21 protein-coding genes and 1 rRNA gene are annotated in these 20,240 nt (G+C 63.6%); 11 read left to right on the top strand and 11 right to left on the bottom strand.

Annotated elements, in window-relative coordinates:
* Positions 1 to 376, bottom strand: a 16S ribosomal RNA gene (locus tag ACTHN9_RS09645); the annotation flags it as partial.
* 714 nt (positions 377 to 1,090) lie between these two features.
* Here ACTHN9_RS09645 and ACTHN9_RS09640 point away from each other — a divergent pair.
* The 4 genes from ACTHN9_RS09640 (at position 1,091) to ACTHN9_RS09625 (ending at position 4,954) form a co-directional block, all read left to right on the top strand.
* Entirely contained in the window at positions 1,091 to 2,296 is a 1,206-nt protein-coding gene (locus ACTHN9_RS09640) for a DUF2863 family protein (RefSeq protein WP_440536532.1), read from the top strand.
* A gap of 188 nt (positions 2,297 to 2,484) precedes the next feature.
* The gene (locus ACTHN9_RS09635) at positions 2,485 to 3,342 is read left to right on the top strand and encodes a helix-turn-helix transcriptional regulator (protein ID WP_440536531.1); all 858 of its coding nucleotides are present in this window, start codon (positions 2,485 to 2,487) and stop codon (positions 3,340 to 3,342) included.
* 116 nt (positions 3,343 to 3,458) lie between these two features.
* Entirely contained in the window at positions 3,459 to 4,133 is a 675-nt protein-coding gene (locus ACTHN9_RS09630; RefSeq protein WP_440536535.1) for an energy-coupling factor ABC transporter permease, read from the top strand.
* Between the two features lie 218 nt (positions 4,134 to 4,351).
* A complete protein-coding gene (locus ACTHN9_RS09625; RefSeq protein ID WP_440536530.1) occupies positions 4,352 to 4,954 on the top strand; it encodes a BspC domain-containing protein in 603 nt (200 codons plus the stop codon).
* Between the two features lie 36 nt (positions 4,955 to 4,990).
* Here the strand turns inward: ACTHN9_RS09625 and ACTHN9_RS09620 are convergent, their stop codons facing one another.
* Together ACTHN9_RS09620 and yaaA are read right to left on the bottom strand one after the other, a co-directional pair.
* Entirely contained in the window at positions 4,991 to 6,148 is a 1,158-nt protein-coding gene (locus ACTHN9_RS09620; protein ID WP_440536529.1) for a M14 family metallopeptidase, read from the bottom strand.
* 50 nt (positions 6,149 to 6,198) lie between these two features.
* Positions 6,199 to 6,984: a peroxide stress protein YaaA gene (yaaA, locus tag ACTHN9_RS09615; RefSeq protein ID WP_440536528.1), complete on the bottom strand. Its 786-nt coding sequence runs from the start codon at positions 6,982 to 6,984 to the stop codon at positions 6,199 to 6,201.
* A gap of 69 nt (positions 6,985 to 7,053) precedes the next feature.
* Between yaaA and ACTHN9_RS09610 the strand changes: the two genes are divergently transcribed.
* Complete coding sequence (locus ACTHN9_RS09610; protein WP_440536527.1) at positions 7,054 to 7,578, top strand: putative toxin-antitoxin system toxin component, PIN family; 525 nt, start codon at positions 7,054 to 7,056, stop codon at positions 7,576 to 7,578.
* A gap of 42 nt (positions 7,579 to 7,620) precedes the next feature.
* A complete protein-coding gene (locus tag ACTHN9_RS09605) occupies positions 7,621 to 8,796 on the top strand; it encodes a pyridoxal phosphate-dependent aminotransferase (RefSeq protein ID WP_440536526.1) in 1,176 nt (391 codons plus the stop codon).
* A 90-nt stretch (positions 8,797 to 8,886) separates the two neighbouring features.
* On the opposite strand, the gene ACTHN9_RS09600 is transcribed toward ACTHN9_RS09605, so the two are convergent.
* Complete coding sequence (locus ACTHN9_RS09600; RefSeq protein ID WP_440536525.1) at positions 8,887 to 9,552, bottom strand: glutathione S-transferase; 666 nt, start codon at positions 9,550 to 9,552, stop codon at positions 8,887 to 8,889.
* 214 nt (positions 9,553 to 9,766) lie between these two features.
* Here ACTHN9_RS09600 and ACTHN9_RS09595 point away from each other — a divergent pair, with 214 nt between their 5' ends.
* The 5 genes from ACTHN9_RS09595 to ACTHN9_RS09575 all read left to right on the top strand — a co-directional run bounded on the left by ACTHN9_RS09595 (position 9,767) and on the right by ACTHN9_RS09575 (position 14,649).
* Positions 9,767 to 10,567, top strand: coding sequence for an oxepin-CoA hydrolase, alternative type (locus ACTHN9_RS09595; RefSeq protein ID WP_440536524.1), 801 nt, complete (start codon positions 9,767 to 9,769; stop codon positions 10,565 to 10,567).
* Positions 10,564 to 11,280 carry a histidine phosphatase family protein gene (locus ACTHN9_RS09590; RefSeq protein WP_440536523.1) on the top strand — a complete coding sequence of 239 codons (717 nt, stop codon included), beginning with the start codon at positions 10,564 to 10,566 and terminating at the stop codon, positions 11,278 to 11,280. The genes ACTHN9_RS09595 and ACTHN9_RS09590 overlap by 4 nt, the downstream gene beginning before the upstream one ends.
* Positions 11,281 to 11,364: 84 nt before the next feature.
* Positions 11,365 to 12,468: a phosphotransferase gene (locus ACTHN9_RS09585; RefSeq protein ID WP_440536522.1), complete on the top strand. Its 1,104-nt coding sequence runs from the start codon at positions 11,365 to 11,367 to the stop codon at positions 12,466 to 12,468.
* A 101-nt stretch (positions 12,469 to 12,569) separates the two neighbouring features.
* Positions 12,570 to 13,796, top strand: coding sequence for an acyl-CoA dehydrogenase family protein (locus ACTHN9_RS09580; protein ID WP_440536534.1), 1,227 nt, complete (start codon positions 12,570 to 12,572; stop codon positions 13,794 to 13,796).
* Between the two features lie 160 nt (positions 13,797 to 13,956).
* Positions 13,957 to 14,649, top strand: a complete 693-nt coding sequence (locus ACTHN9_RS09575) for a glutathione binding-like protein (RefSeq protein ID WP_440536521.1) — start codon at positions 13,957 to 13,959, stop codon at positions 14,647 to 14,649.
* 83 nt (positions 14,650 to 14,732) lie between these two features.
* Here ACTHN9_RS09575 and ACTHN9_RS09570 read toward each other — a convergent pair whose 3' ends face one another.
* From ACTHN9_RS09570 to ACTHN9_RS09540, 7 genes are all read right to left on the bottom strand, one after another.
* Positions 14,733 to 16,451, bottom strand: coding sequence for a carboxylesterase/lipase family protein (locus tag ACTHN9_RS09570; protein WP_440536520.1), 1,719 nt, complete (start codon positions 16,449 to 16,451; stop codon positions 14,733 to 14,735).
* Between the two features lie 273 nt (positions 16,452 to 16,724).
* Positions 16,725 to 17,597 (bottom strand): RHS repeat-associated core domain-containing protein, encoded by an 873-nt coding sequence (locus ACTHN9_RS09565; RefSeq protein ID WP_440536519.1) that lies wholly within the window; start codon positions 17,595 to 17,597, stop codon positions 16,725 to 16,727.
* 173 nt (positions 17,598 to 17,770) lie between these two features.
* Entirely contained in the window at positions 17,771 to 18,262 is a 492-nt protein-coding gene (locus tag ACTHN9_RS09560) for a MaoC family dehydratase (protein ID WP_440536518.1), read from the bottom strand.
* Positions 18,259 to 18,729, bottom strand: coding sequence for a MaoC family dehydratase (locus tag ACTHN9_RS09555; protein WP_440536517.1), 471 nt, complete (start codon positions 18,727 to 18,729; stop codon positions 18,259 to 18,261). The genes ACTHN9_RS09560 and ACTHN9_RS09555 overlap by 4 nt, the downstream gene beginning before the upstream one ends.
* A gap of 79 nt (positions 18,730 to 18,808) precedes the next feature.
* Entirely contained in the window at positions 18,809 to 19,318 is a 510-nt protein-coding gene (locus ACTHN9_RS09550) for a DUF1178 family protein (RefSeq protein WP_440536516.1), read from the bottom strand.
* Between the two features lie 142 nt (positions 19,319 to 19,460).
* Entirely contained in the window at positions 19,461 to 20,108 is a 648-nt protein-coding gene (locus ACTHN9_RS09545; RefSeq protein WP_440536515.1) for an NUDIX domain-containing protein, read from the bottom strand.
* 39 nt (positions 20,109 to 20,147) lie between these two features.
* A partial coding sequence (locus ACTHN9_RS09540) for a DUF2818 family protein (protein WP_440536533.1) occupies positions 20,148 to 20,240 on the bottom strand: 93 nt, incomplete at its 5' end.

The raw sequence follows: 20,240 nt of genomic DNA, 5'->3' as shown, positions 1-20,240 counted from the left end.
TGCCCCCATTGTCCAAAATTCCCCACTGCTGCCTCCCGTAGGAGTCTGGGCCGTGTCTCAGTCCCAGTGTGGCTGGTCGTCCTCTCAGACCAGCTACGGATCGTCGCCTTGGTAGGCCTTTACCCCACCAACTAGCTAATCCGCCATCGGCCGCCCCTTGAGCGCGAGGTCCGAAGATCCCCCGCTTTCCTCTCTCGAGCGTATGCGGTATTAATCCGGCTTTCGCCGGGCTATCCCCCACTCTAGGACACGTTCCGATGTATTACTCACCCGTTCGCCACTCGCCACCAGGGTTGCCCCCGTGCTGCCGTTCGACTTGCATGTGTAAGGCATGCCGCCAGCGTTCAATCTGAGCCAGGATCAAACTCTTCAGTTCAATACCTGTTACTGTTTTCGGTTCAGTTAAGAACCGGTCGCTCACTCAACGTACTGACGATGATTAATCCATCAGGGTGAAACCACCCAAACAGATAAACCTTCCTCTAATACTGTGTGAGACTTGATACTTTCGCTTTGCGCCTAGACCCGAAGTCCAGACTTGCGTCCATCATCAAGCGCCCACACTTATCGGCTGTAAATTTTTAAAGATCGCGTCGCTTAACCGCCAGCAGCACCAGAGCAACTTCCCCTCTAGCACCGCCCGTCTTGCGTTGCTGCGTCAGCAGCAGAGAAAGGAGATTATGCAGAACCTTTTGCATCTCGTCAACAGTTTTTTTAGCGTCGCTTGGCTTCTGCTAGCTATCGAACCGTCGACGAAGACCTCGCGAAAAACCGCACTCCACAAGGCCCCGCTTCCCTTCGCTCAGTCGCTCTGACTGAACGAGAGGGCGCATTCTAGGCGGCTTCCAGACGCAGTGCAAGCGTTATTTGCGGACCATCGCACGAGCCTCGCGACACCCAATCCATCGCCCGACCGCGAGCACTCGCGAGCACGGCCGAATCGACGACCAACCGATGACCAACCGACGACCAAACCCACGACCGAACATCAGCAGAGCCGTCACCCGCGGCCCAAACGCTCCGCTCGGCTTACTCTGCGACGGAAGCGTCTAGAATGGAGGGCTCATTGAATCCGACTAAGTCAGCCCCTATGCGCTCGCGAATCGCCAAACGCCTCCCCCCCGACGCCGACAAGCTCGTCGGCCTGTCCCTCGCGCTGTTTGCATCCGGCAGCCGAATCGAAGACCGCTTCTGGGAAGCCAAGCTCGATACCCTACTCGCGAAAATCGTCCGCAACGGTAACCAGACTACGCTCGACGCCGCACTCGATCATCTGCAGCAGAACCACCCCGACGCATACGGCGCGCTCGCCGACATGGCCGAAACACATAGCGAATCGTTCGTGATCGAGCACGAGGGCACGCCCTATGAGGCGCTCTTGATCGCCGCGCCGGTGCTGGCGTGGACCCGCTATATGATTCCCTCCGGCCCGCTCAAAGGCGACGCGGTGGATGCGCTGCGCGCGCACCTGCACGCACACGTACTCGGCGCCAACACGCGCGTCGCGCTCGCGCCGTTCCTCTATAGCATCGATCAGCTGCCGCGGCACCACGTCGAAACGTACCGCCTCGCGCAGCAACTCATCCAAGCCGCGCTGAACGGCACAGCGGCGAAAATGAATTTCGGCGACCTTCCCGAAACGTCGCCGATCCTCGCGGATCCGCGTTTCCTGCTCGCCGTGGTAGCCGCCCCGGTCGGCGCGCCGCTGTTCCGCTGGCAGGAAGAAGAAAACGGCGCGCGCATCGAACGCGGCCAGTGCCTCGAGCAGTGGGCCACGCAAGGCGGCGCGAATCTCGCCGCCGTTTTGCCCGGCTGCGAATTCGAATGCCTGTTGCCCGACGCTTATTACTCCGCTTGCCGCGACGCCGACGAGCGCGTGCGGCCGCATACCGTTCGTACCGCCATTCGCTACCTGTACGACACGATCGGCGCCACGCCGCAGGACCTGCGCGCCGTCGTGGGCGGCTTCGGCGAGCGACGCGTCGACGAGTATCGCGTCGGCTTCACGCGGCGCGGCAGCAACGACGTCATCTACGGCGTCGTCTGGCCGCTTTATGGCCGGGAAAACGGCGAGCTGGCCATCGACGAAGAAGCGGAAGACACCGGCGGCCCGCTCGAGGAAATCATCGCGCTGCTCAAAGAGGCGGGCGTGACCGACATTCGCCGCCACGCCGGACGCTTCGAGCCCGAGTACTGCGACGACTGCGGCGTCCCGCTCTATGCCGACCCGCTGGGCGAGATCGTCCACGCCGAAATGCCCGAAGACGCGGAACCCGCGCAGCCGCACTTCCACTGATCCCTCCTACCTCCGCTTCGCGAGCCGTCCCGCTATTGCACCTGCGCGGGGCGGCCCGTCCTATGCCGTTCGGATAGCCGCCTTGCTGTAAGGAATTTGTCATGATGGCACGAGGGTGCATCGTGGCCGCCGGCGCTCGTCCGGCGGCCCGCGTTGCGCTCTCCGTACCGACTACAAGGAGGCAAAACATGCGGTTCGCAGTTCTCAGTCCGGAAGCCGAGCGGCGCGACGGGCTCAAGGCGCTATTGCGGCAAATCGATCGGCAAGCACGGTTTTGCGAAGCACGCGACTGGTTGCATGCGAGTCGCACCATGCGTCGCGTGCCCACCGATTTGCTGGTCGTCGATTGGCAAGACCCGATGCGCGCAGGCGCCGTGCGGGCACTGCTGGCCGATTATCCACGGCTACGCATCGCGGCATTCGTCGACGACATCGCGCCCGCGCGCGTGCGCACGCTGGTCGATGCCGGCGTACACGGCGTCATTCCGCGCACCACCAACCCATTGCTCATCGTTCGACTGCTCGAATTGGTGTTGGCCGGGGGCGTGTACGCACCGTTCCTGGCCGAAACCGAGGCGGGGGCGGAGCCTCGCACTAAGCTGGCGCTGGCGCCTGCCCCGGCCCAACGGGACCTACCGGTCGACATACCGCGGCGCAAGCGCTTCGCGCCGACACTATCGCCCCGCCAAGAACAGATCATGCGCTGCGTCCATATGGGTAGCACGAACAAGATGATCGCGCGCACGCTGGGCATCAGCGAGGGCACGGTCAAGATTCATCTGGCTAGCATTTTCCAGCAATTGGGCGCACCGAACCGGGCGGCAGCGGTCGCCATCTATAACGGCTGGCTGACACCGCAGCTCGAAGTGCTGCGCGCCGAGGCTCAAAGCGCCCCCAAACCGGTGCTGGGTCGGGGTGGCCCCGTGCCGCTACGGCGCGCGGCCTCGTTCAAGTATCCGTTGCCGCATCGGGATCGCCCGCTCGATCTGCCGCTCGCGGCCGAGCCCGACGTACCGTTTGGAAGCGCGCCTCCCAGCGTAGGCTGAAACGGCGGGGGGTGCGGCGCTTGTTAGGGCCCGTTCACGCTAATTGCAGGGTTGCGAACGGGCCGCCCGTGCGCACGCTCTCCCCGTTTCGCAGCCCAACGAGTAATATGAACGCCATGGGCTTCCTTTACACGCCGCTTCCGCTATGGGTCGCCGTCGGCGGCTGGGCCGTCGCCGCCGCCGTGCTCGCGCTCGCCCTCGCGCAAAGGCCGTTCCGCCGGTTGCAGGACGGCACGCTCCAGCACGTCTGGCTGGCGATCATCGTCGCGATTTCGGTGCTTTGGGCCACCAACGCGTGGCTCGACGACGGCCCGGTCATGCACCTGCTCGGGGCCACGTTACTGGTGACGCTGTTCGACTGGGCGCTCGCACTCGTGGCGATGGCCGTCGTTTCCGGGGTCGCGGCCGTCGTCTTCGACGCTGCTTGGCAAGGGATCGCCCTCACCTTCCTCATCTACGGCGCGATGCCGGTCGGCGTGTCGGCCTTGTTCCAGCGCGCCTGTATCGCGTGGCTTCCACGCAATCTGCTCGTGTTCATCTGTGCGCAAGGCTTCGTGTCGCCGGCCATCGCCGTCACGGTAGCGGGTGTGGCCGCCGCCGTGGCTCATGTCGCTCTTGCGCACGGATCGCCGGCCGTCATCCCGATCGGCTACGCATTGAGCGTCTTTCTGCTTGCCGCGGGCGAAGCGTGGTTCACGGGCATGTCGACGGCGCTTATCGCCGTCTATAAGCCCACCTGGGTCACGACGAACGACGTCCGCCGCTACCGCCTCGGCGGCCCGCGCACTTAAGAACAAAGCAAAGCGTGCCCTGCCTTGGGTCGGGCAGAAGGCGCTTCGCACGAACGATTCACGGCTCCGCACGTGGCCAAAGAATGCACCGATCATGCCGTGCGCGACACACTGCCACAGCCTCGCACAACGAATTGTCAAAAATTATTCACCGCGAGATTGAACTCCGTCTCCGAGTGGGGCATCTTACGTGCCTGTGTCTCAATACTGCATATCGGATGGATAGCTCCAAGTTTTCTCGCCGCCTGCGGCAACTCGCAGGACTGTTGGCGACTTCGGCGGTCTGGGTCATGCCGTTGGTCGCAACCGCCCCCGCCCATGCGGATACCATCGATCAACGCAACGAACTGATCGCCCACTTCATCAACGACATGCACGCCGATCCGCTCGTCGCCGATTGCGCAGCGCATGGCAGCTTCGTCGCGAGCACGTCGACCGTCGTCGATCATGTCGATTTCCCGCCCGAGGCATTCGATTCCGCCCACGCGGAAATCACCCCCTGGCATCAACCGTTCGACGAAGGCAAACAGCGCACCACGGTCGACAATATCGTGACGGTGGAGGGTCAGGGCATTCCGCGCGAGACCTCGCATGAGCCCTATCCGCTCAAGTTTCGTTGCGGCTACGTGGGCACGCAGATGCTCGCCTTCACCTGGAACGACCCGGTCCCGCCGCTGAAAGCGCACACCGAGCGTCCCTCGAAGAAGTCCAAGCGCCGCCACGGAGGCGGACGCGCGACGGGCCATACGAGCAAGAGCGCCGTCAAGCACTCGGGTACGAAGAAGAAGAAATCGTCGGCTAAGTCGGGCGCGAAGCACTGATCGCGCCGCCGGCGCTGGGCCCGTGCCGGCCGTGCGTCAGGCAAACGCCTCGACGTGACGCAGCACCGCGCCCAGCATCGCCGCCCCGAGCGCCGCGCTACGCTCGCCGTTCCAGCCCACGCGTTCGTCGGGCAAGTTGGCGTTGTCCTTGAACGGCATTTCCAGCGTCAACGACAAGCATCCGAACGTGTGGCCGATGTATTTCGAGGCGAGCTTGAGCGCGTCTTCCTTGTACTTCGACGCCTCATAGCCGTGCGCGTCTTGGAAGTCGGGGCTCGCTTGCTTGAAGGCGTCGATGAACGAACGCTGTTCGCGCGCTTGTTGCTCGGTGAAACTGGGCAACATCTCGCTGCCCGCCACGAACACGTAGGGCAGTGCTTCGTCTCCATGGATATCGAAGAACATGTCGCAGCCGTTCGCATGGATCGCCTCGCGCACGGCGAAAACTTCCGGGCTGCGCTCGAGATCGGGTGCCAGCCATTCGCGATTCAGGTTCGCGCCGGCGGCGTTCGTGCGCAGATTGCCGCGCACGCTTCCGTCGGGGTTGATGTTCGGAACGACATAGAACACGGCGTGCTCGTATAGCTTGCGCGCCACGGAATCGCCCGACCAATCGCCCCAGCCCGCCAACCGTTTCACCAGCCCTTCGACGAACCACTCGGCCATCGTTTCGCCCGGATGCTGCCGCGCGATAATCCAAATTTTCTTTTTCGGCCGCCCCGCGCCCGCCTCGGGCGTACCGAGCACGAGCAGCGAGATCGGCCGGCCTTCCACACTGCGTCCGAGTTCGACGAGCGTCGCATGCGGCATCTGTTGGACGGCGCCGAGGAACTCGGCATGCCGCTCTTCGCTGTACGGTTCGAAATAGGCGTAGTAGATCGAATCGAAATCGGGCGTGTGATCGATCGTCAACGTTTGCCCGTCGTACGACGTCGGCACGCGAAACCAATTGACGCGGTCGTAGCTGGCCATCGCGCGATAGCCGTGCCAACCCTGCGCGAACGCGCATTGCCCGGCGTTGTCGAATGTCATCACGCAACGCTCACCGCGCGCCCCCGTGAGCCGGAAATAGAACCATTGCGCGAAATCGGCATGGCTGTCGCGGCGAATGCGCAGACGAATGTCGCCGGCTTGCTCGCATGAGACGACATCGATCGCCCCCGCGTCGAAGTTGCTGGTGATCGAAAGGCTCATGGAGTCTCCGGAGCGATAGGTTGAAATCGAATGGACGATCGATGCACGGATCAATCGGCGATGCGACGACGAAAGACAAACGCCGCGTCGTTCGATGCCGCGGGATCGAACGCGTACCCTTCGGCCGCGAAATCCTTCAGCTTCTCGGGCGTATCGATGCGATTTTCGACAGCGAACCGTGCCATCAAGCCGCGCGCTCGCTTCGCATGGAAACTGATGATCTTGTAGCGGCCGCCCTTCCAGTCTTCGAAAACGGGCGTGACCACGCGCGCATCGAGCTTGCCGGGCCGCACCGACTTGAAATATTCGGTGGACGCGCAATTCACGAGTACGCGCTCCTTGCCCTTGTTCCGGCGCAGTTGCGCACTCAACGCGTCAGTGATCCGTTCGCCCCAAAACGCGTAGAGATCCTTGCCGCGCGCTGTCGGCAAGCGCGTGCCCATCTCCAAGCGATACGGCGGCTGCAACAGATCGAGCGGGCGCAGCAGGCCGTAGAGCCCCGACAGCACGCGTACATGGCGCTGCGCGTAGTCGAGATCGGCTGCCGAGAGCGTCTTCGCATCGAAACCTTCGTAGACATCGCCGTTGAAGGCCAGCACGGCCTGCTTGGCATTGTCGGGGCTGAACGTCGGCGACCAATCCGCGTAGCGCTGAAAGTTCAAATGGGCCAGCGCGTCGGAAATGTCCATCAGCGATGCGATCTGCTGCGGCGAATAGCGCCGCAGCTCGTCGATCAGTTGGGCAGCGTCGTCGACAAAATCGGGAATCGTATGCTTCGAGACGTGAGCAGGCGTCTCGTAGTCGAGCGACTTGGCCGGAGATAAAACAATTATCATAAGGGTTCGCCGAAAGGCTCGCCGGCACGCCGTGCCGAGCGGTGGAAACGAAAAACCCGATTGTAGCGAATGCCCCATACCGATGCCGATGGCTTGAAGCGCACGCCGCGCGTGGTGCTCGATTCGAACGTCTGGATCGATATCCTCGTTTTCGACGACAGCGCCACCCGCCCCATTCGCGCCGCCCTCGAACGCGGCGATCTCGATGCCGTCATCGATCCGCGGTGCCTGGCCGAACTCGCGCACGTGCTCGACTATCCTCAGTTCGTCGCGCGCGCCGTCGATAAACCGGCCGCGCTCGCCACCGTTGCCGCCCTTGCCACGCTAGCGCAGCCTCTAGCCGCGCTGCCGGCCAGCGCGCCGCTGCCTAAATGCAAGGACCGCGACGATCAAAAATTCCTCGAACTCGCCCATGCGGCCCAGGCCGATTGGCTCGTCTCGAAAGACCGCGCATTGCTCAAGCTCAACAAGCGCACCGCGCGCGACTTCGGGTTCAGGATCGCCGAACCGGCCCCGTTCGTCTGCGCCTGCGCGCTCGATCGGGACCTCGGCGCCGGTGTGCACGGCAGCGCCACCGAGCCGACGCCGGCATGAAGCCATTTTTGTTTCGCAATCGACATCGTTGAAACTCGCGCCATGAACGCACCGCACGACCCGACCCGTTCGCCCTTTGCCCTAGCCTCGCGTCTGCCGAACGTCGGCACGACGATCTTTACGGTCATGAGCGCGCTCGCCGCGGAACGCGGCGCCGTCAATCTCGGCCAAGGCTTTCCCGATTTCGACTGCGACGAACGCATCGTCGAGGCCGTATCGCACGCGATGCGCGAAGGCCACAATCAATATCCGCCGATGGCCGGCGTCGCACCGCTGCGCGAGGCGATCGCCCGCAAGATCGAGGCGATACACGGCCGCGCCTACGACCCTCAGACCGAGATCACCGTCACGGCCGGCGCGACGCAAGCCCTCTTGACGACGATTCTCGCCACCGTCCATCCCGGCGATGAAGTCGTGGTGCTCGAACCGACGTACGACAGCTATGTCCCTTCGATCGAACTCGCCGGCGGCAAGCCTGTCTTCGTGTCGCTCGAGGCGCCCGACTACGCGATCGACTTCGACAAACTCGCGCGCGCCATCACGCCGCGCACTCGCCTGCTGCTCGTCAATACGCCGCACAACCCGACGGGCCGGGTCTGGCATGCCGACGACATGCGCCGGCTCGAGGAGATCGTGCGCAGCACGAACGTGCTGATCCTTTCCGACGAAGTCTATGAGCACATGGTGTACGACGGTGCGCCGCACGAGAGCGTCGCGCGCTACCCCGAACTTGCGCGGCGCAGTTTCGTCGTCTCGAGCTTCGGCAAGACGTTTCACGTCACCGGTTGGAAGGTCGGTTATGTGGCCGCGCCCGCCGCGTTGACGGCCGAGTTTCGCAAGGTCCATCAGTTCAACGTCTTCACCGTGAACACGCCGATGCAGATGGGCCTGGCCGCCTATCTCGCCGACCCGAAACCGTATGTCGAGCTGCCCGCGTTCTATCAGCAAAAGCGCGACTTCTTCCGCGCGGGCCTTTCGGCAACGCGTTTCAAGCTGTTGCCCTGCGAAGGAACGTACTTCCAATGCGTCGATTATTCGGCGATCAGCGATCTATCCGAGGAGGCGTTCGCGAAGTGGCTGACGACCGAGATCGGCGTGGCCGCCATTCCGGTCTCGGCCTTCTATCGCGAGCCGCACGAGTCGGGCATCGTGCGGTTTTGTTTCGCCAAGCGCGAGGCCACGCTTGCGACCGCGCTCGAGCGGCTGGCGCGCCTTTGAGCGATGGCGATGCGCGAGCGATGCACGTGTCGACACGCACATCGCACCCCGCGGTGCGCCTCGGTGGGCGCAGCGCGAACCCGGGCGACGTTACGCGCGCTTAGCCGCCGCGGAAAACGCAGCGATTTCGGCTTTTCGGTCGGCCGTCACGCGCTGCGCGACCGGGTGAGCGTCTTCGATCAGCTTCGCATGCGCTTTCCAATCGATGCCCGCATCGAGCAGCATGTCGTGCCCGAGCACGCTCTTCGTCGCGAGCGCGATCAGCGGCAGGCTCACGTAGGCGCAGATATCCGCAAAGGTGAAGGTCTCGCCGCCGACGTAGGGCGCGAATGTCGCGATGCGCTTGAATCCTTCGATGTTGCGCGCGAGCGTACGCTCGACGCGCGCTTTCGTCTCGTCGCTCGTCGTGCGGCCGATCAGCATCTGCGGATACAGCTCGCGCGCGACGAGTTCCATGTGCAACTCGAGCACGGCCGCCAACTGGCGAACCTTGGCGGCCTTGAACGGATCCGCCGGAAAAATGGCCTTCTCGGGATAGCGCGCAGCCAGGTATTCCACGATGACTTGCGATTCGCTCAGCTCGCCTTCCTCGGTGCGAATGAACGGCACCTTGCCGTTCGGCGTGCAAGCGAGCGTGGCTTCGTCGGTGATCGGCAGCATCACACGCACCTCTTCGAACGCGATACCGTGCTCGAGCAGGACGAATTTGACTTTGTTGTAGTAATTCGAAATCGCAATACCGTGCAGTTGAATCATGCGTCTCTCCACGAGAGGGTCGATTAAGGATGCCCGTCGCGCCGTGTCGGCACAAACCGGCGCCCCATTGGCGGTCGTTTCGAATAAAACGACCGTGCTATTCTAATCGCACTGCGGACGTTCGGACCTCGACGATGGACCTATGTTCCGATTCGCTGCACACCAGCGCCATCGGCATCGATCCACCCACGGAACCCTGAAACAAGGAAACATCATGAGCGCAGAGCTGCTTGCTTCGCGACCGCCCGAGAGCGAATCCACCCTCGTCTTGACACTGTCCAATCCCGGCGCCCGCAACGCGCTGCACCCCGACATGTATGCGGCCGGCATTCAAGCGCTCGAAACGGCCGAACGCGATCCGTCGATTCGGGCCATCGTCCTCATCGGTGCAGACGACTTTTTTTGCGCGGGCGGCAACCTGAATCGCCTGCTCGAAAATCGCGCGAAAGACCCGTCCGTGCAAGCGCAGAGCATCGATCTGCTCGCGCAGTGGATCCTGGCGCTGCGCACGTCGCGCAAAACCGTGATCGCGGCCGTGGCCGGCGCGGCAGCGGGCGCGGGGTTTTCGCTCGCACTGGCGTGCGATTTGATCGTCGCGGCGGACGACGCCAAGTTCGTCATGTCGTATTCGCGGGTCGGCTTGACGCCCGACGGCGGCGGCTCGTGGTTCCTCGCGCAAGCGCTGCCGCGCGCCCTCGCGACGGAAATCCTGCTCGAAGCCAAACCCGTCTCGGCCGAACGCCTTCACGCACTCGGCGTCGTCAATCGCCTCGTCAAGACCGCCCAACTGCGCGATGCCGCGATCGCTTGGGCCGACGAGATCGGTCGCGGTTCGCCCAATGCGCAAGCTTGCATCAAAGCGCTCGTCGCCTCGGCGGCGGCGCACTCGCTAGCCGATCACCTGACGGTGGAGCGCGATGAATTCGTCGCCTCGCTCCATCACGCGGATGCGCTCGAAGGCATCACCGCCTTCCTCGAGAAACGCCCCGCGCGCTACCGGGTAGAACGCTCATGACGCCCTTCGAAATGCCAAAGCGCCGGCGCATTTTTTTGATGCGCCATGGCGACGTGACGTACTTCGACGATACGGGCCGCGCCATCGATCCGGAAACGGTGCCGCTCAATGCGCACGGTCTCGTGCAAGCAAAAGCCGCGGGCGAGGCGTTTGCCGCGGACGGCGCACGGTTCGATCGCGTCATCGTCAGCGGCCTGCCGCGCACCGTGCAAACCGCGCAGCAAGTGCTCGCCGCAACGGGACAGCACTTGGAGATCGAGGCGTGGCCCGAGTGGCAGGAAATCCGGGCCGGACGGCTCGCCGATCTGCCGCCGGGCCAAGTCGAAGCCGCGTTTCTCGGCGCATTCGACGGCGTCGTGCCCGAGACCACACGCTTTCTGGGCGGCGAGACGATCGGCGAACTGCTCGACCGGGTGCTGCCGCCGCTCGCGCGCCTACGCGAGGACACCACGTGGGATACGGCGCTGCTCGTCCTGCACGGCGGCGTAAACCGCGCGCTGCTCTCGCATGCGATCACGGCCGGCGGCCGCGCGTTCTTCGGCCATCTCGCGCAAGCAACGGGCTGCATCAACGCCCTCGACGTCGGCACGAAACCCGGCGACTGGGTCGTACGCACGCTCAACTACGCACCGCCGACGCCGCTATTTCGCGATGTCCGCCATACGACGATGGAAATGCTTTACTCGCAATACCTGCGTTATCGCCGAGAATGAGGGATCGCAGGCCTAGCGTGTTCGTCTGAGCATCTTAGCTGTTCCGTCATCGAATCAGACTCACCCATCAGCGGGAGCCGTTACATGGCAACGAACGAGCAGGCAGCACCACCCGGCAAGGACGACTATTCGGCATTCGTCGGGACACGCGAAGTGTCGGAGCGGCAGCGATTTCACATCGACGCGCTGGCCGTTTGGCTGCGCGCGCACGTAGCCGGCTTCGAGGGCACCCTCGCCGTCGAGCAATTCGCGGGCGGCCAATCCAATCCGACGTTCAAGCTCGTCACGCCGTCGCGCAGCTATGTCATGCGCGCCAAACCGGGCCCCGCGGCCAAGCTATTGCCGTCGGCCCACGCGATCGAGCGCGAGTACCGCGTCATGGATGCGCTTTCGCGCACCGACGTCCCCGTTGCCAAGATGCTCGCGCTTTGCGAGGACGAAACGGTCATCGGCCGCGCGTTCTATGTGATGGAGTACGTGGAGGGCCGGGTGCTGTGGGACCCGTCGCTTCCCGGCATGACACCCGCGCAGCGTGGCGCGATCTACGATGAAATGAATCGCGTGATCGCGGCGTTGCATACGGTGAATCCGTCCGCGGCCGGTCTTGGCGATTACGGCAAACCGGGCAACTATCTCGCACGCCAAATCGCGCGTTGGAGCAAGCAGTACGAGGCATCGGAAACCGAGCCGATCGACGCCATGCGCCGGCTCATCGATTGGCTACCGGCGCATATGCCGCCCGATGCCGGCGAACACGTGGCCATCGTGCATGGCGACTATCGCCTCGACAACCTGATCTTCCATCCGACCGAGCCGCGCATCCTCGCGGTGCTCGATTGGGAGCTGTCGACGCTCGGCGATCCGATTGTCGACCTCGCTTATCACTGCATGGCTTGGCACGTCGACCCGCACGCGTTCCGCGGCATTGCGGGCCTAAGCTGGGAGACGCTCGGCATTCCCAACGAGCGCGGCTATGTCGAGCGCTACTGCGAACGTACCGGCTTTTCGATTCCGGGCGATTGGAATTTCTATCTCGCCTTCAACATGTTTCGCATCGCCGCGATCCTGCAAGGGATCATGAAGCGCGTGACGGTCGGCACCGCGTCGAGCGCACAAGCGGTCGATGCGGGCCGGCGAGCACGGCCGATGGCCGAGCTTGCCTGGTCGTACGCACAGAAAGTGCATTGATCGTCGCGGCCGGCGTAAAGCTACCGGCCATGCGCATCGCAACCGTCAGCACCGGCCAAGCGCGCGCCGCGCGCGGGGCCGCCATCATCGCGAGGACGCAAATGAATTTCGACTACACCCCGAAGGTTCAGGACCTGCGCGCGAAGTTGCTCGATTTCTTCGATGCCCACATCTATCCGAACGAGCGCACCTTCATCGAAGAAGTTGCCCGCAATCGGGCAGCGGGCAACGCATGGGTACCCACGGAACTCGTGGAAACGCTGAAGGCACGCGCGAGGGAAGCGGGCCTATGGAACTTGTTCCTGCCCAATTCCACGCTGGGTGCCGGGCTGACGAACCTCGAATACGCGCCGCTCGCGGAAATCATGGGACGCGTTCCTTGGGCGCCCGAAGTGTTCAATTGCAACGCCCCGGACACGGGCAACATGGAAACGCTCGAACGCTACGGCACGGAGGAGCAAAAAAGAACGTGGCTAGCGCCGCTGCTAGACGGCAAGATCCGTTCGGCATTTTTGATGACCGAGCCCGAAGTCGCGTCGTCCGATGCCACCAACATCGAAACGCGAATCGAACGCGACGGCGATGCCTACGTCATCAACGGCCGCAAATGGTGGTCCTCCGGGGCCGGCGATCCGCGCTGCAAGGTGTATATCGTCATGGGCAAGACGGATCCCGACGCACCGAAGCATAGCCGGCAGTCGATGATCCTCGTGCCGGCCGACGCGCCCGGCGTCACCGTGCATCGTCCGCTGCACGTATTCGGCTACGACGACGCCCCGCACGGCCACATGGACATCACGCTCGACAATGTGCGCGTTAGCGCGTCGAACATGCTGCTCGGCGAGGGCCGCGGCTTCGAGATCGCGCAAGGGCGACTCGGGCCTGGACGCATCCACCATTGCATGCGGCTAATCGGCCTCGCCGAACGCGCGCTCGAACTCATGTGCAAACGAACGTCCCAGCGTATCGCATTCGGCAAGCCGATCGCCGCGCAGACGGTGACGCAAGAGCGTATCGCCGAAGCGCGCTGCCTCATCGAACAAGCCCGGCTGCTGACGCTGAAAACCGCCTACCTGATGGATACCGTCGGCAACAAAGGCGCGCGCGGCGAGATCGCGATGATCAAGGTGGTCGCACCGAACATGGCTTGCCAGGTGATCGATTGGGCCATCCAAGCACACGGCGGCGGCGGCATGTGCGACGATTTTCCGCTTGCCTATGCCTATACGTGCGCGCGGACGCTACGTTTCGCGGACGGTCCCGACGAGGTCCATCGCAACGCTATCGCGAAGCTCGAGCTGGCACGCCACGCCCCCTCGGCGCATTGATCCAAGCTTGCTTGCGTGACCGCATTGCACGGGCTGCTCGCCCCATACCCGCATCGCCTTCATGGCCTTTGCGCGTCGCGAGCGACGCCCGCCGATCCATGCTAATTTCCGCGTGCATCGGCGCCGCGCATTGCAGCGCCGGCGAGCACGAGGAGCAGCGATGATCGATGTCTACAGCTGGGCCACGCCGAACGGCCATAAGGTTCACATCATGCTCGAGGAAACCGGCCTCGAGTACCGCGTTCATCCGATCGATATCGGCGCCGGCGATCAATTCAAACCGGAATTTCTGGCGATCAGCCCGAACAACAAGATCCCGGCGATCGTCGATAGCGACGGCCCGGGCGGCCAACCGCTGTCGCTGTTCGAGTCCGGCGCGATCCTCGTCTATCTGGCCGAGAAAACGGGCAAATTCTTGCCGGCCGATCCCGCGGGCCGCTATGCGACGCTGCAATGGCTCATGTTTCAGATGGGCGGCCTAGGGCCGATGCTTGGACAGACCCATCATTTCCGCATCTATGCGCCCCAGCAGATCGAATACGCGGTGAACCGCTATACGAACGAGGCCAAGCGTTTGTACGGCGTCATGGATAAGCAGCTCGGCAAGTCGGGCTACTTGGCCGGCGGCGAGTATTCGATCGCCGACATCGCAGCGTTCCCCTGGACGCGTTCGTGGCAAAACCAAGGCGTGGACCTCGCCGACTATCCCAACGTCAAACGCTGGCACGAGGCGATCGCGGCGCGCCCGGCGGTGCAGCGCGGGGTCGACGTGTTGGCGTCGGCTCGGCGTGCGCTGACCGACGATAAGGCGAGGGATATCCTGTTCGGCGCGACGCAATACGCCAAGCATTGAAGCGGCCCGAGTGGCCGCTTTCGAGAATGCGCCTCTAGCATGGGCGGCCGGCCGGCTGGCCGGCAAGGGCTCGAGCCCCCTCTTCAGGACGCCTCTTTCGATGCTTGCGCGGCAATCGCCCGCTGGATGAAGTCGTGCCGCGCCGCACTCGGATCCCAGATCGTCTTCGGCTCGACATCGATCCTTTGACGCGCGATCGCGCCGCGCTCCTCGCGCACGGCCGGCCACGCCGGCAGCCGCTCGGGCCAACCCAGGCTCAACGCCGACAGATACCCGAGCGAGTGATCGCGAGGGCCGCTTGGATCGCCCGTCTTAACGAAGCGGATCATGTAGCGCAGCAATGCCGACGATGCACGGTAGTCGTCCGCGCCCCATCCGGGATGCGGCAAAAGGTTTAGGTTGCCGAGCGTATCGTCATCCGACGAAGGGGCCGCTGCTGCGGCTTCCTCCCGCTCGGAAGCACCTTCGGACGAGGTCGGCATGCGCTCGTAGAGATAGAAGTAGACCGGCGAGCCGTTACCCGTTTGCCGATGCAACGACATCCATCGCCATGCGGCGTGGCCAACCGTCAGATCCGTGCCGAGCAAGGCGGCCGAACGCATCGCTTGCGCACGGTCGCCGGCGGGGTAGTACGACAAAGCCTGCGCGGCTTGGTCGCCGAACAGGCGCTCGAGTGCGAGTTTCCAGCGCTCGGGGGTGGCGTCGGCTTCGTTCGGCACTTCGACGGAATGTCTCTCTCGCGACCGCGTGCCGAGCAGTAGCGGCACCTGTGTCTGCCCGCCCGAGGCAAATACTGCCTCGGGGGTGTCCGTCAAAAATGCCCCATCCACATGCGGCCAAAAGAAGCGTTTTCGATCATCCGCTGAGCCGGTGGCGGCCAGCAATTGCTCGGCCGACAGGGCTCGCAACTGCGGCAATGTCGATTTGCCGACTTGCGCCGCGAACCGCAGCGCAAGCTGCTCGGCCTGGGCGCGGCTTAACACCGCCATTCGGCCGAACGCCCCGCCGCTTTGCCCTACCGCGCGCGCGAACAGGCCGCGCGACAGCGGCGAGGCCATGTGCGCGCTGACGGCCACGGCGCCGCCGAAATCGCCGGCTATCGTCACGTTGGCGGGATCGCCGCCGAACGCTGCGATGTTCTCCCGCACCCAGCGCAGCGCCGCCACTTGATCGAGCAGCCCATAATTGCGCGCAGTGTCGCCAGAGGATTCGGACGGCGACGACGGCAACGCCAGAAAGCCGAACACACCGAGGCGATAGTTGACGGTGACGGTCACGACCCCGATCGCGGCGAGGTTCGCCCCGTCGTATCGGATTTCGGATGCGTCGCCGTCATTCAGATCGCCACCGTGAAAATAGACGAGCACTGGCCGCTTCGCATCGGTGTCCGGATTGGGCGCCCAAACGTTCAAATACAGACAATCCTCGCTCATTTGCGAGGCGCGGGCCGGTCGCTTTTCGTTCGGATGTTGCATGCAGCGCGGCGCGAACTGCGTGGCCTGGCGTATGCCCGACCAGCGCGCGATGGGCTGCGGCGCCTGCCATCGCAATGCGCCGATCGGCGGGGCGGCATACGGGATGCCGAGGAATGCGCGCACCGGACGCGGCGGCGCGTTGACGTTCGCACCCGCAATGGTACCGGTCATCAATTCGAGTCGCGGACCCACAGCAGGCGGCGCGGCCGAGGGCGAATCGAGTGCGACGGATGCCCGGGCGGCGCATAAGGTAACGAACAAGAGCGAAACCGCCACCGTGCGAGCGACGGCTCGCCCGAGCAATACCTTGGCCGATGATGGCAACATGTCCTGACCTCCCAAAAGGCGAGACGTTGGGCCGGATGCCCAGCGTTCGTTCGTGGAGGTCTATCGTCTAGCTGAAGATGTGGGAAATATCTTTTGGCCAGCCGAATCAGACGCTTGCTGGGTAGGCCCTATCAACGTGTAGGGGCGCTTGCCCGCAATCGTTGAGCCGCATGCCTTAGCGGTTTGCAAATGCGAACTCGCGGGAGATAAACCCACCTCACGCGGAAACCGTCCACGACCCCGGTCGGCGTTTGCTTCGGGCTACGATTGCGGTCAATGGTCGAAACCGAGCCTTTGTCGCCCCAACCTGGCCACGTAGAAGTCATGGATGGTTGTGGTGTTGTCCAAGCGCAGGAGAAGGTCTTCGCGCACTGCTCGGTTGCCGATCAGCATTCGTTCACGCACCATGTGTCGACGAATATCCGCCAGTATCTCGCGGTATTGATTCAGTGCATCGGTACGCCGCGCTAAGGTTCCGGCGCGCTCGCTCGCCCGGGCGATTGTCCGCTGAAATTCGGTCCATAATTCGGTAGACATCCTCGTGTACAAATCGAGGAGCACGTCGCTATAAACGTGACGAACCGATGCAAGCGTCTCTTGATAATCCGGCGGTCCCCCAACGGCTTGCGCATAACTTAGCAGCGGCAAGCGCGTCTCGTTTTGATCGCTATGTGGCTGAACATGCTCCACGCTTTCATAGCCAGGCGGGGCCAGCGCAGTAGGCTGCTCCATTGGATGAGTCAATGACGGATGATGCCCGCTCGCCTCCTCGTACGGAGGCGGCGCCGGAAGAACGGGGTGCCCGGTACCCCTTGCGTCAGCCGCAGCCGCGGCGGCAATGGACGTGTCCGTACGCGCGATCTCCTCTCCACCTTCGACTGCTGCCGCGGTGGGTCTGAGGCGCCGCCACTGGCGCACGATCGCCCCCCAGACACTGCGCCCCGTCGGATCCGCAAGATTGATCGGATCGCCACCGCAATAAGCGTAGGAATTCGGGCCGCCGATACTGAACGGACTCAGTTCGTCGGGTGCATTGAAGCGCAAAAGGCTTGGCAGATACCAGCGATATCCGTTGCCTAGCGGATAGCCAAGCGAGATGGGCTCACGATACGCACCCGTAAAGCCATTAGACGTAGCTTCGCTCATGATGATGGGCCGCATTCGGGAGGGAATCCCGAGCGTACCGAGGAACGCGCCGGTGCGCGCTGAGAAAACTAACAGGAATGCCCGACAAAAGCGGAAGCAGCGCCGCCCATGGCGCAATGGCGCAATGGCGCGCTCGACGTCGCGCCCCGGTTAGCCGACGGCGTAAATCGCGATCAGAAATAATGCCGCGTGACGAACTGCGCGACGCACGCCGGTTTGCTTTCCCCTTCGATTTCGACCGTGACGTCCCACGTAACTTGCTGCGCGCCATCCGGCATGTCGGCCACCTCCGCGACGACGCAGGACGCTCTCAACGCGGCACCGACACGCACCGGTGCCGGGAAACGAACGCGATTGAGTCCATAGTTCACGCTCATGCGCTCTTCAAATCGCACCGCGCGAAAGAGCAGCGACGGAATGACGGACAACGTCAAAAAGCCGTGCGCGATGGGGCCGCCAAACGGCGATTCGCGCCGTGCGCGTTCGGGATCGACGTGGATCCATTGGTCATCGCCCGTCGCTTGCGCGAAGCGATCGACACGCGCTTGATCGACCGTGAGCCACTCGCCGACGATCGGCTCGCCGCCGACGCGCGCGCGCAACGCCGCGACATCGCCGATGATCACGGGTACGCGCGGCGCACTCGAAAGCGATACGCCGCTCATGCCGTGGCGCCGTCCGAGATCGGCGGATGCCGCAACCCGAACAGCACATTCGAGCGCACGGTAATCACGGTTTCGCCCGCTTGATTCACGCCTTCCCACAACGTGGTCACGATGCCGCGGTCCGGCTGACTCTTCGAGACGCGCTTGGCCAATACCGAGTTGTACATTCGCAAACTATCGCCGGGCCGCACCGGCCTTAACCACCGAATTTCGTCGATACCGGGGGAACCAAGCGAGGTGGACCCCGTCAGTACGTTGCGTACCAGCATGCCCATCATGACCGAGCACGTATGCCAGCCGCTCGCAATCAGACCGCCGAACGGCGAGGCTTGGGCCGCTGCCGCGTCGATATGAAACGGCTGCGGATCGAAACGGTCGGCAAACTCGACGATCTCGTCGACGGTAAACGTATGCGTGCCGACTTCATCGCGCGAACCGACTTCCAAATCCTCGTAGCTGATCCCCATTCGATGATTTCCTATCGTCGTTCTGTTGCCCTGCGGCCCTGCAGCCCTGTCGCCCTATCGCGCCGTTGCCCGATCGATCTTATTGCAGCGATTCTTTCGGCACGGCCGCGCCCGGCAGCGCCATGACCTCGATGCCTTCATCGACCAACGCCCGGGCGTCCTCAGGCGTCGTCACGCCCCGAATGCTGCGTGCGGGCGCTTCGTTGTAATGGATGCGGCGCGCTTCTTCGGCAAAGCGATCGCCGACGTTTTCCGCCTTGCCCACCACCTCGCGCAACATCCGCAGCGCCATTGCCTCGAACTCGCGGGCATGTTGCGCGGCCGGCGCACTACCCGCCGCCCCTGTCTTGCCGCTACCCTCGCCTGCCTGCGTCCCCTCGGCATCGCGAGGTTGCGCCTCGGCCTGCCGCGTGCGCGTCGCACCCGATAAATTCAGGCGTGGCGCCGACGGCATACGGCTGACTTCCGTCGCCGAGCAAATCGGGCATTCGACCAATTTGCGCGACAACTGGGATTCGAAATCATCGGCCGAGGCAAACCACCCTTCGAAACGATGACCGAGCGGACACTGCAGATCGAGAACCTTCATGCTGAACGTCTAAGGAATGAGCTAAGGCCTGTTCGCCGAGCTTCCAGGCAATGCAGCCCGCCTCGTGCGGACAGCGAGACGGAAGCCGGCCCTAGTGTAGCGCAAACGGAGCGAACGGTCGTTCTCCTCCCCGACAGTCGGACTAGGCGCCTGCCGCCTTGTCTTCCGAGCCAGGCATGGGGGGAAACGGCAACGCCGTCCGGTCGGGCCGCCAGGCGCCCGAGACGACCTTCTCGAGCCAAAAGTGCCCGATGATCGTCTTGACGTCGGTGATTTCGCCGGTGCGAATCCATTCGCTCATCTGCGCCGCGTCGGACGTGAAGATTTCGAGAAACTCGCCGTCGTCGAGCGCCTGCTGGCCGGGCGTCAAGCCTCGGGCCAAAAAGATGTCGATGAACTCGGTCGAATACGAAATGATCGGGTGAATGCGCGTGAGGAAGATGAACTCGCGGGCCGAGTATCCCGTCTCCTCGCGCAATTCGCGCTCGGCGCAAGCCAGCGCACCTTCGTCCGCGTCCAGCTTGCCGGCCGGAAATTCGATCATGACCTTGCCGATCGGATAACGGAACTGCCGCTCGAGCAGCACGCGCCCGTCGTCGAAGACGGGAATCACCATGACGGCGCCCGAGTGCAGGACATACTCGCGCGTCGTCGGCTTGCCGTCGGGCAGGCGCACGATATCGCGTTTGATCTTGAGGAAATTGCCGTCGTAGACGGATTCGCCCTCTAAGCGCGTTTCGACCAGCGACGCGTCATGATGCGGCGAACGGGGATCGGACGGTTCGGCCATCGCACTGCCTCCGGGGAGTAGCCGACGGCCGCTTGACCGTCAGCGACGTTTGACGAGATATTGAAACGTAAAGCCGGGAAACGCGAACACGACGAACATGCTGAACGTGATCGCGTAGAACTGCCAGCCTTG

The sequence above is a fragment of the Trinickia sp. genome, assembly GCF_051953405.1.
Taxonomy (GTDB): domain Bacteria; phylum Pseudomonadota; class Gammaproteobacteria; order Burkholderiales; family Burkholderiaceae; genus Trinickia.
The sequence above is the reverse complement of the archived record's forward strand: the minus strand, read 5'-3'. Positions and strand labels throughout refer to the sequence as shown.

Bases quoted from the DNA above. Each gene is read 5' to 3' on its own strand.
- ACTHN9_RS09640 (WP_440536532.1), top strand. From the start codon at position 1,091: ATGCGCTCGCGAATCGCCAAACGCCTCCCCCCCGACGCCGACAAGCTC.
- ACTHN9_RS09635 (WP_440536531.1), top strand. From the start codon at position 2,485: ATGCGGTTCGCAGTTCTCAGTCCGGAAGCCGAGCGGCGCGACGGGCTC.
- ACTHN9_RS09630 (WP_440536535.1), top strand. From the start codon at position 3,459: ATGGGCTTCCTTTACACGCCGCTTCCGCTATGGGTCGCCGTCGGCGGC.
- ACTHN9_RS09625 (WP_440536530.1), top strand. From the start codon at position 4,352: ATGGATAGCTCCAAGTTTTCTCGCCGCCTGCGGCAACTCGCAGGACTG.
- ACTHN9_RS09620 (WP_440536529.1), bottom strand. From the start codon at position 6,148: ATGAGCCTTTCGATCACCAGCAACTTCGACGCGGGGGCGATCGATGTC.
- yaaA (WP_440536528.1), bottom strand. From the start codon at position 6,984: ATGATAATTGTTTTATCTCCGGCCAAGTCGCTCGACTACGAGACGCCT.
- ACTHN9_RS09610 (WP_440536527.1), top strand. From the start codon at position 7,054: ATGCCCCATACCGATGCCGATGGCTTGAAGCGCACGCCGCGCGTGGTG.
- ACTHN9_RS09605 (WP_440536526.1), top strand. From the start codon at position 7,621: ATGAACGCACCGCACGACCCGACCCGTTCGCCCTTTGCCCTAGCCTCG.
- ACTHN9_RS09600 (WP_440536525.1), bottom strand. From the start codon at position 9,552: ATGATTCAACTGCACGGTATTGCGATTTCGAATTACTACAACAAAGTC.
- ACTHN9_RS09595 (WP_440536524.1), top strand. From the start codon at position 9,767: ATGAGCGCAGAGCTGCTTGCTTCGCGACCGCCCGAGAGCGAATCCACC.
- ACTHN9_RS09590 (WP_440536523.1), top strand. From the start codon at position 10,564: ATGACGCCCTTCGAAATGCCAAAGCGCCGGCGCATTTTTTTGATGCGC.
- ACTHN9_RS09585 (WP_440536522.1), top strand. From the start codon at position 11,365: ATGGCAACGAACGAGCAGGCAGCACCACCCGGCAAGGACGACTATTCG.
- ACTHN9_RS09580 (WP_440536534.1), top strand. From the start codon at position 12,570: ATGAATTTCGACTACACCCCGAAGGTTCAGGACCTGCGCGCGAAGTTG.
- ACTHN9_RS09575 (WP_440536521.1), top strand. From the start codon at position 13,957: ATGATCGATGTCTACAGCTGGGCCACGCCGAACGGCCATAAGGTTCAC.
- ACTHN9_RS09570 (WP_440536520.1), bottom strand. From the start codon at position 16,451: ATGTTGCCATCATCGGCCAAGGTATTGCTCGGGCGAGCCGTCGCTCGC.
- ACTHN9_RS09565 (WP_440536519.1), bottom strand. From the start codon at position 17,597: ATGAGCGAAGCTACGTCTAATGGCTTTACGGGTGCGTATCGTGAGCCC.
- ACTHN9_RS09560 (WP_440536518.1), bottom strand. From the start codon at position 18,262: ATGAGCGGCGTATCGCTTTCGAGTGCGCCGCGCGTACCCGTGATCATC.
- ACTHN9_RS09555 (WP_440536517.1), bottom strand. From the start codon at position 18,729: ATGGGGATCAGCTACGAGGATTTGGAAGTCGGTTCGCGCGATGAAGTC.
- ACTHN9_RS09550 (WP_440536516.1), bottom strand. From the start codon at position 19,318: ATGAAGGTTCTCGATCTGCAGTGTCCGCTCGGTCATCGTTTCGAAGGG.
- ACTHN9_RS09545 (WP_440536515.1), bottom strand. From the start codon at position 20,108: ATGGCCGAACCGTCCGATCCCCGTTCGCCGCATCATGACGCGTCGCTG.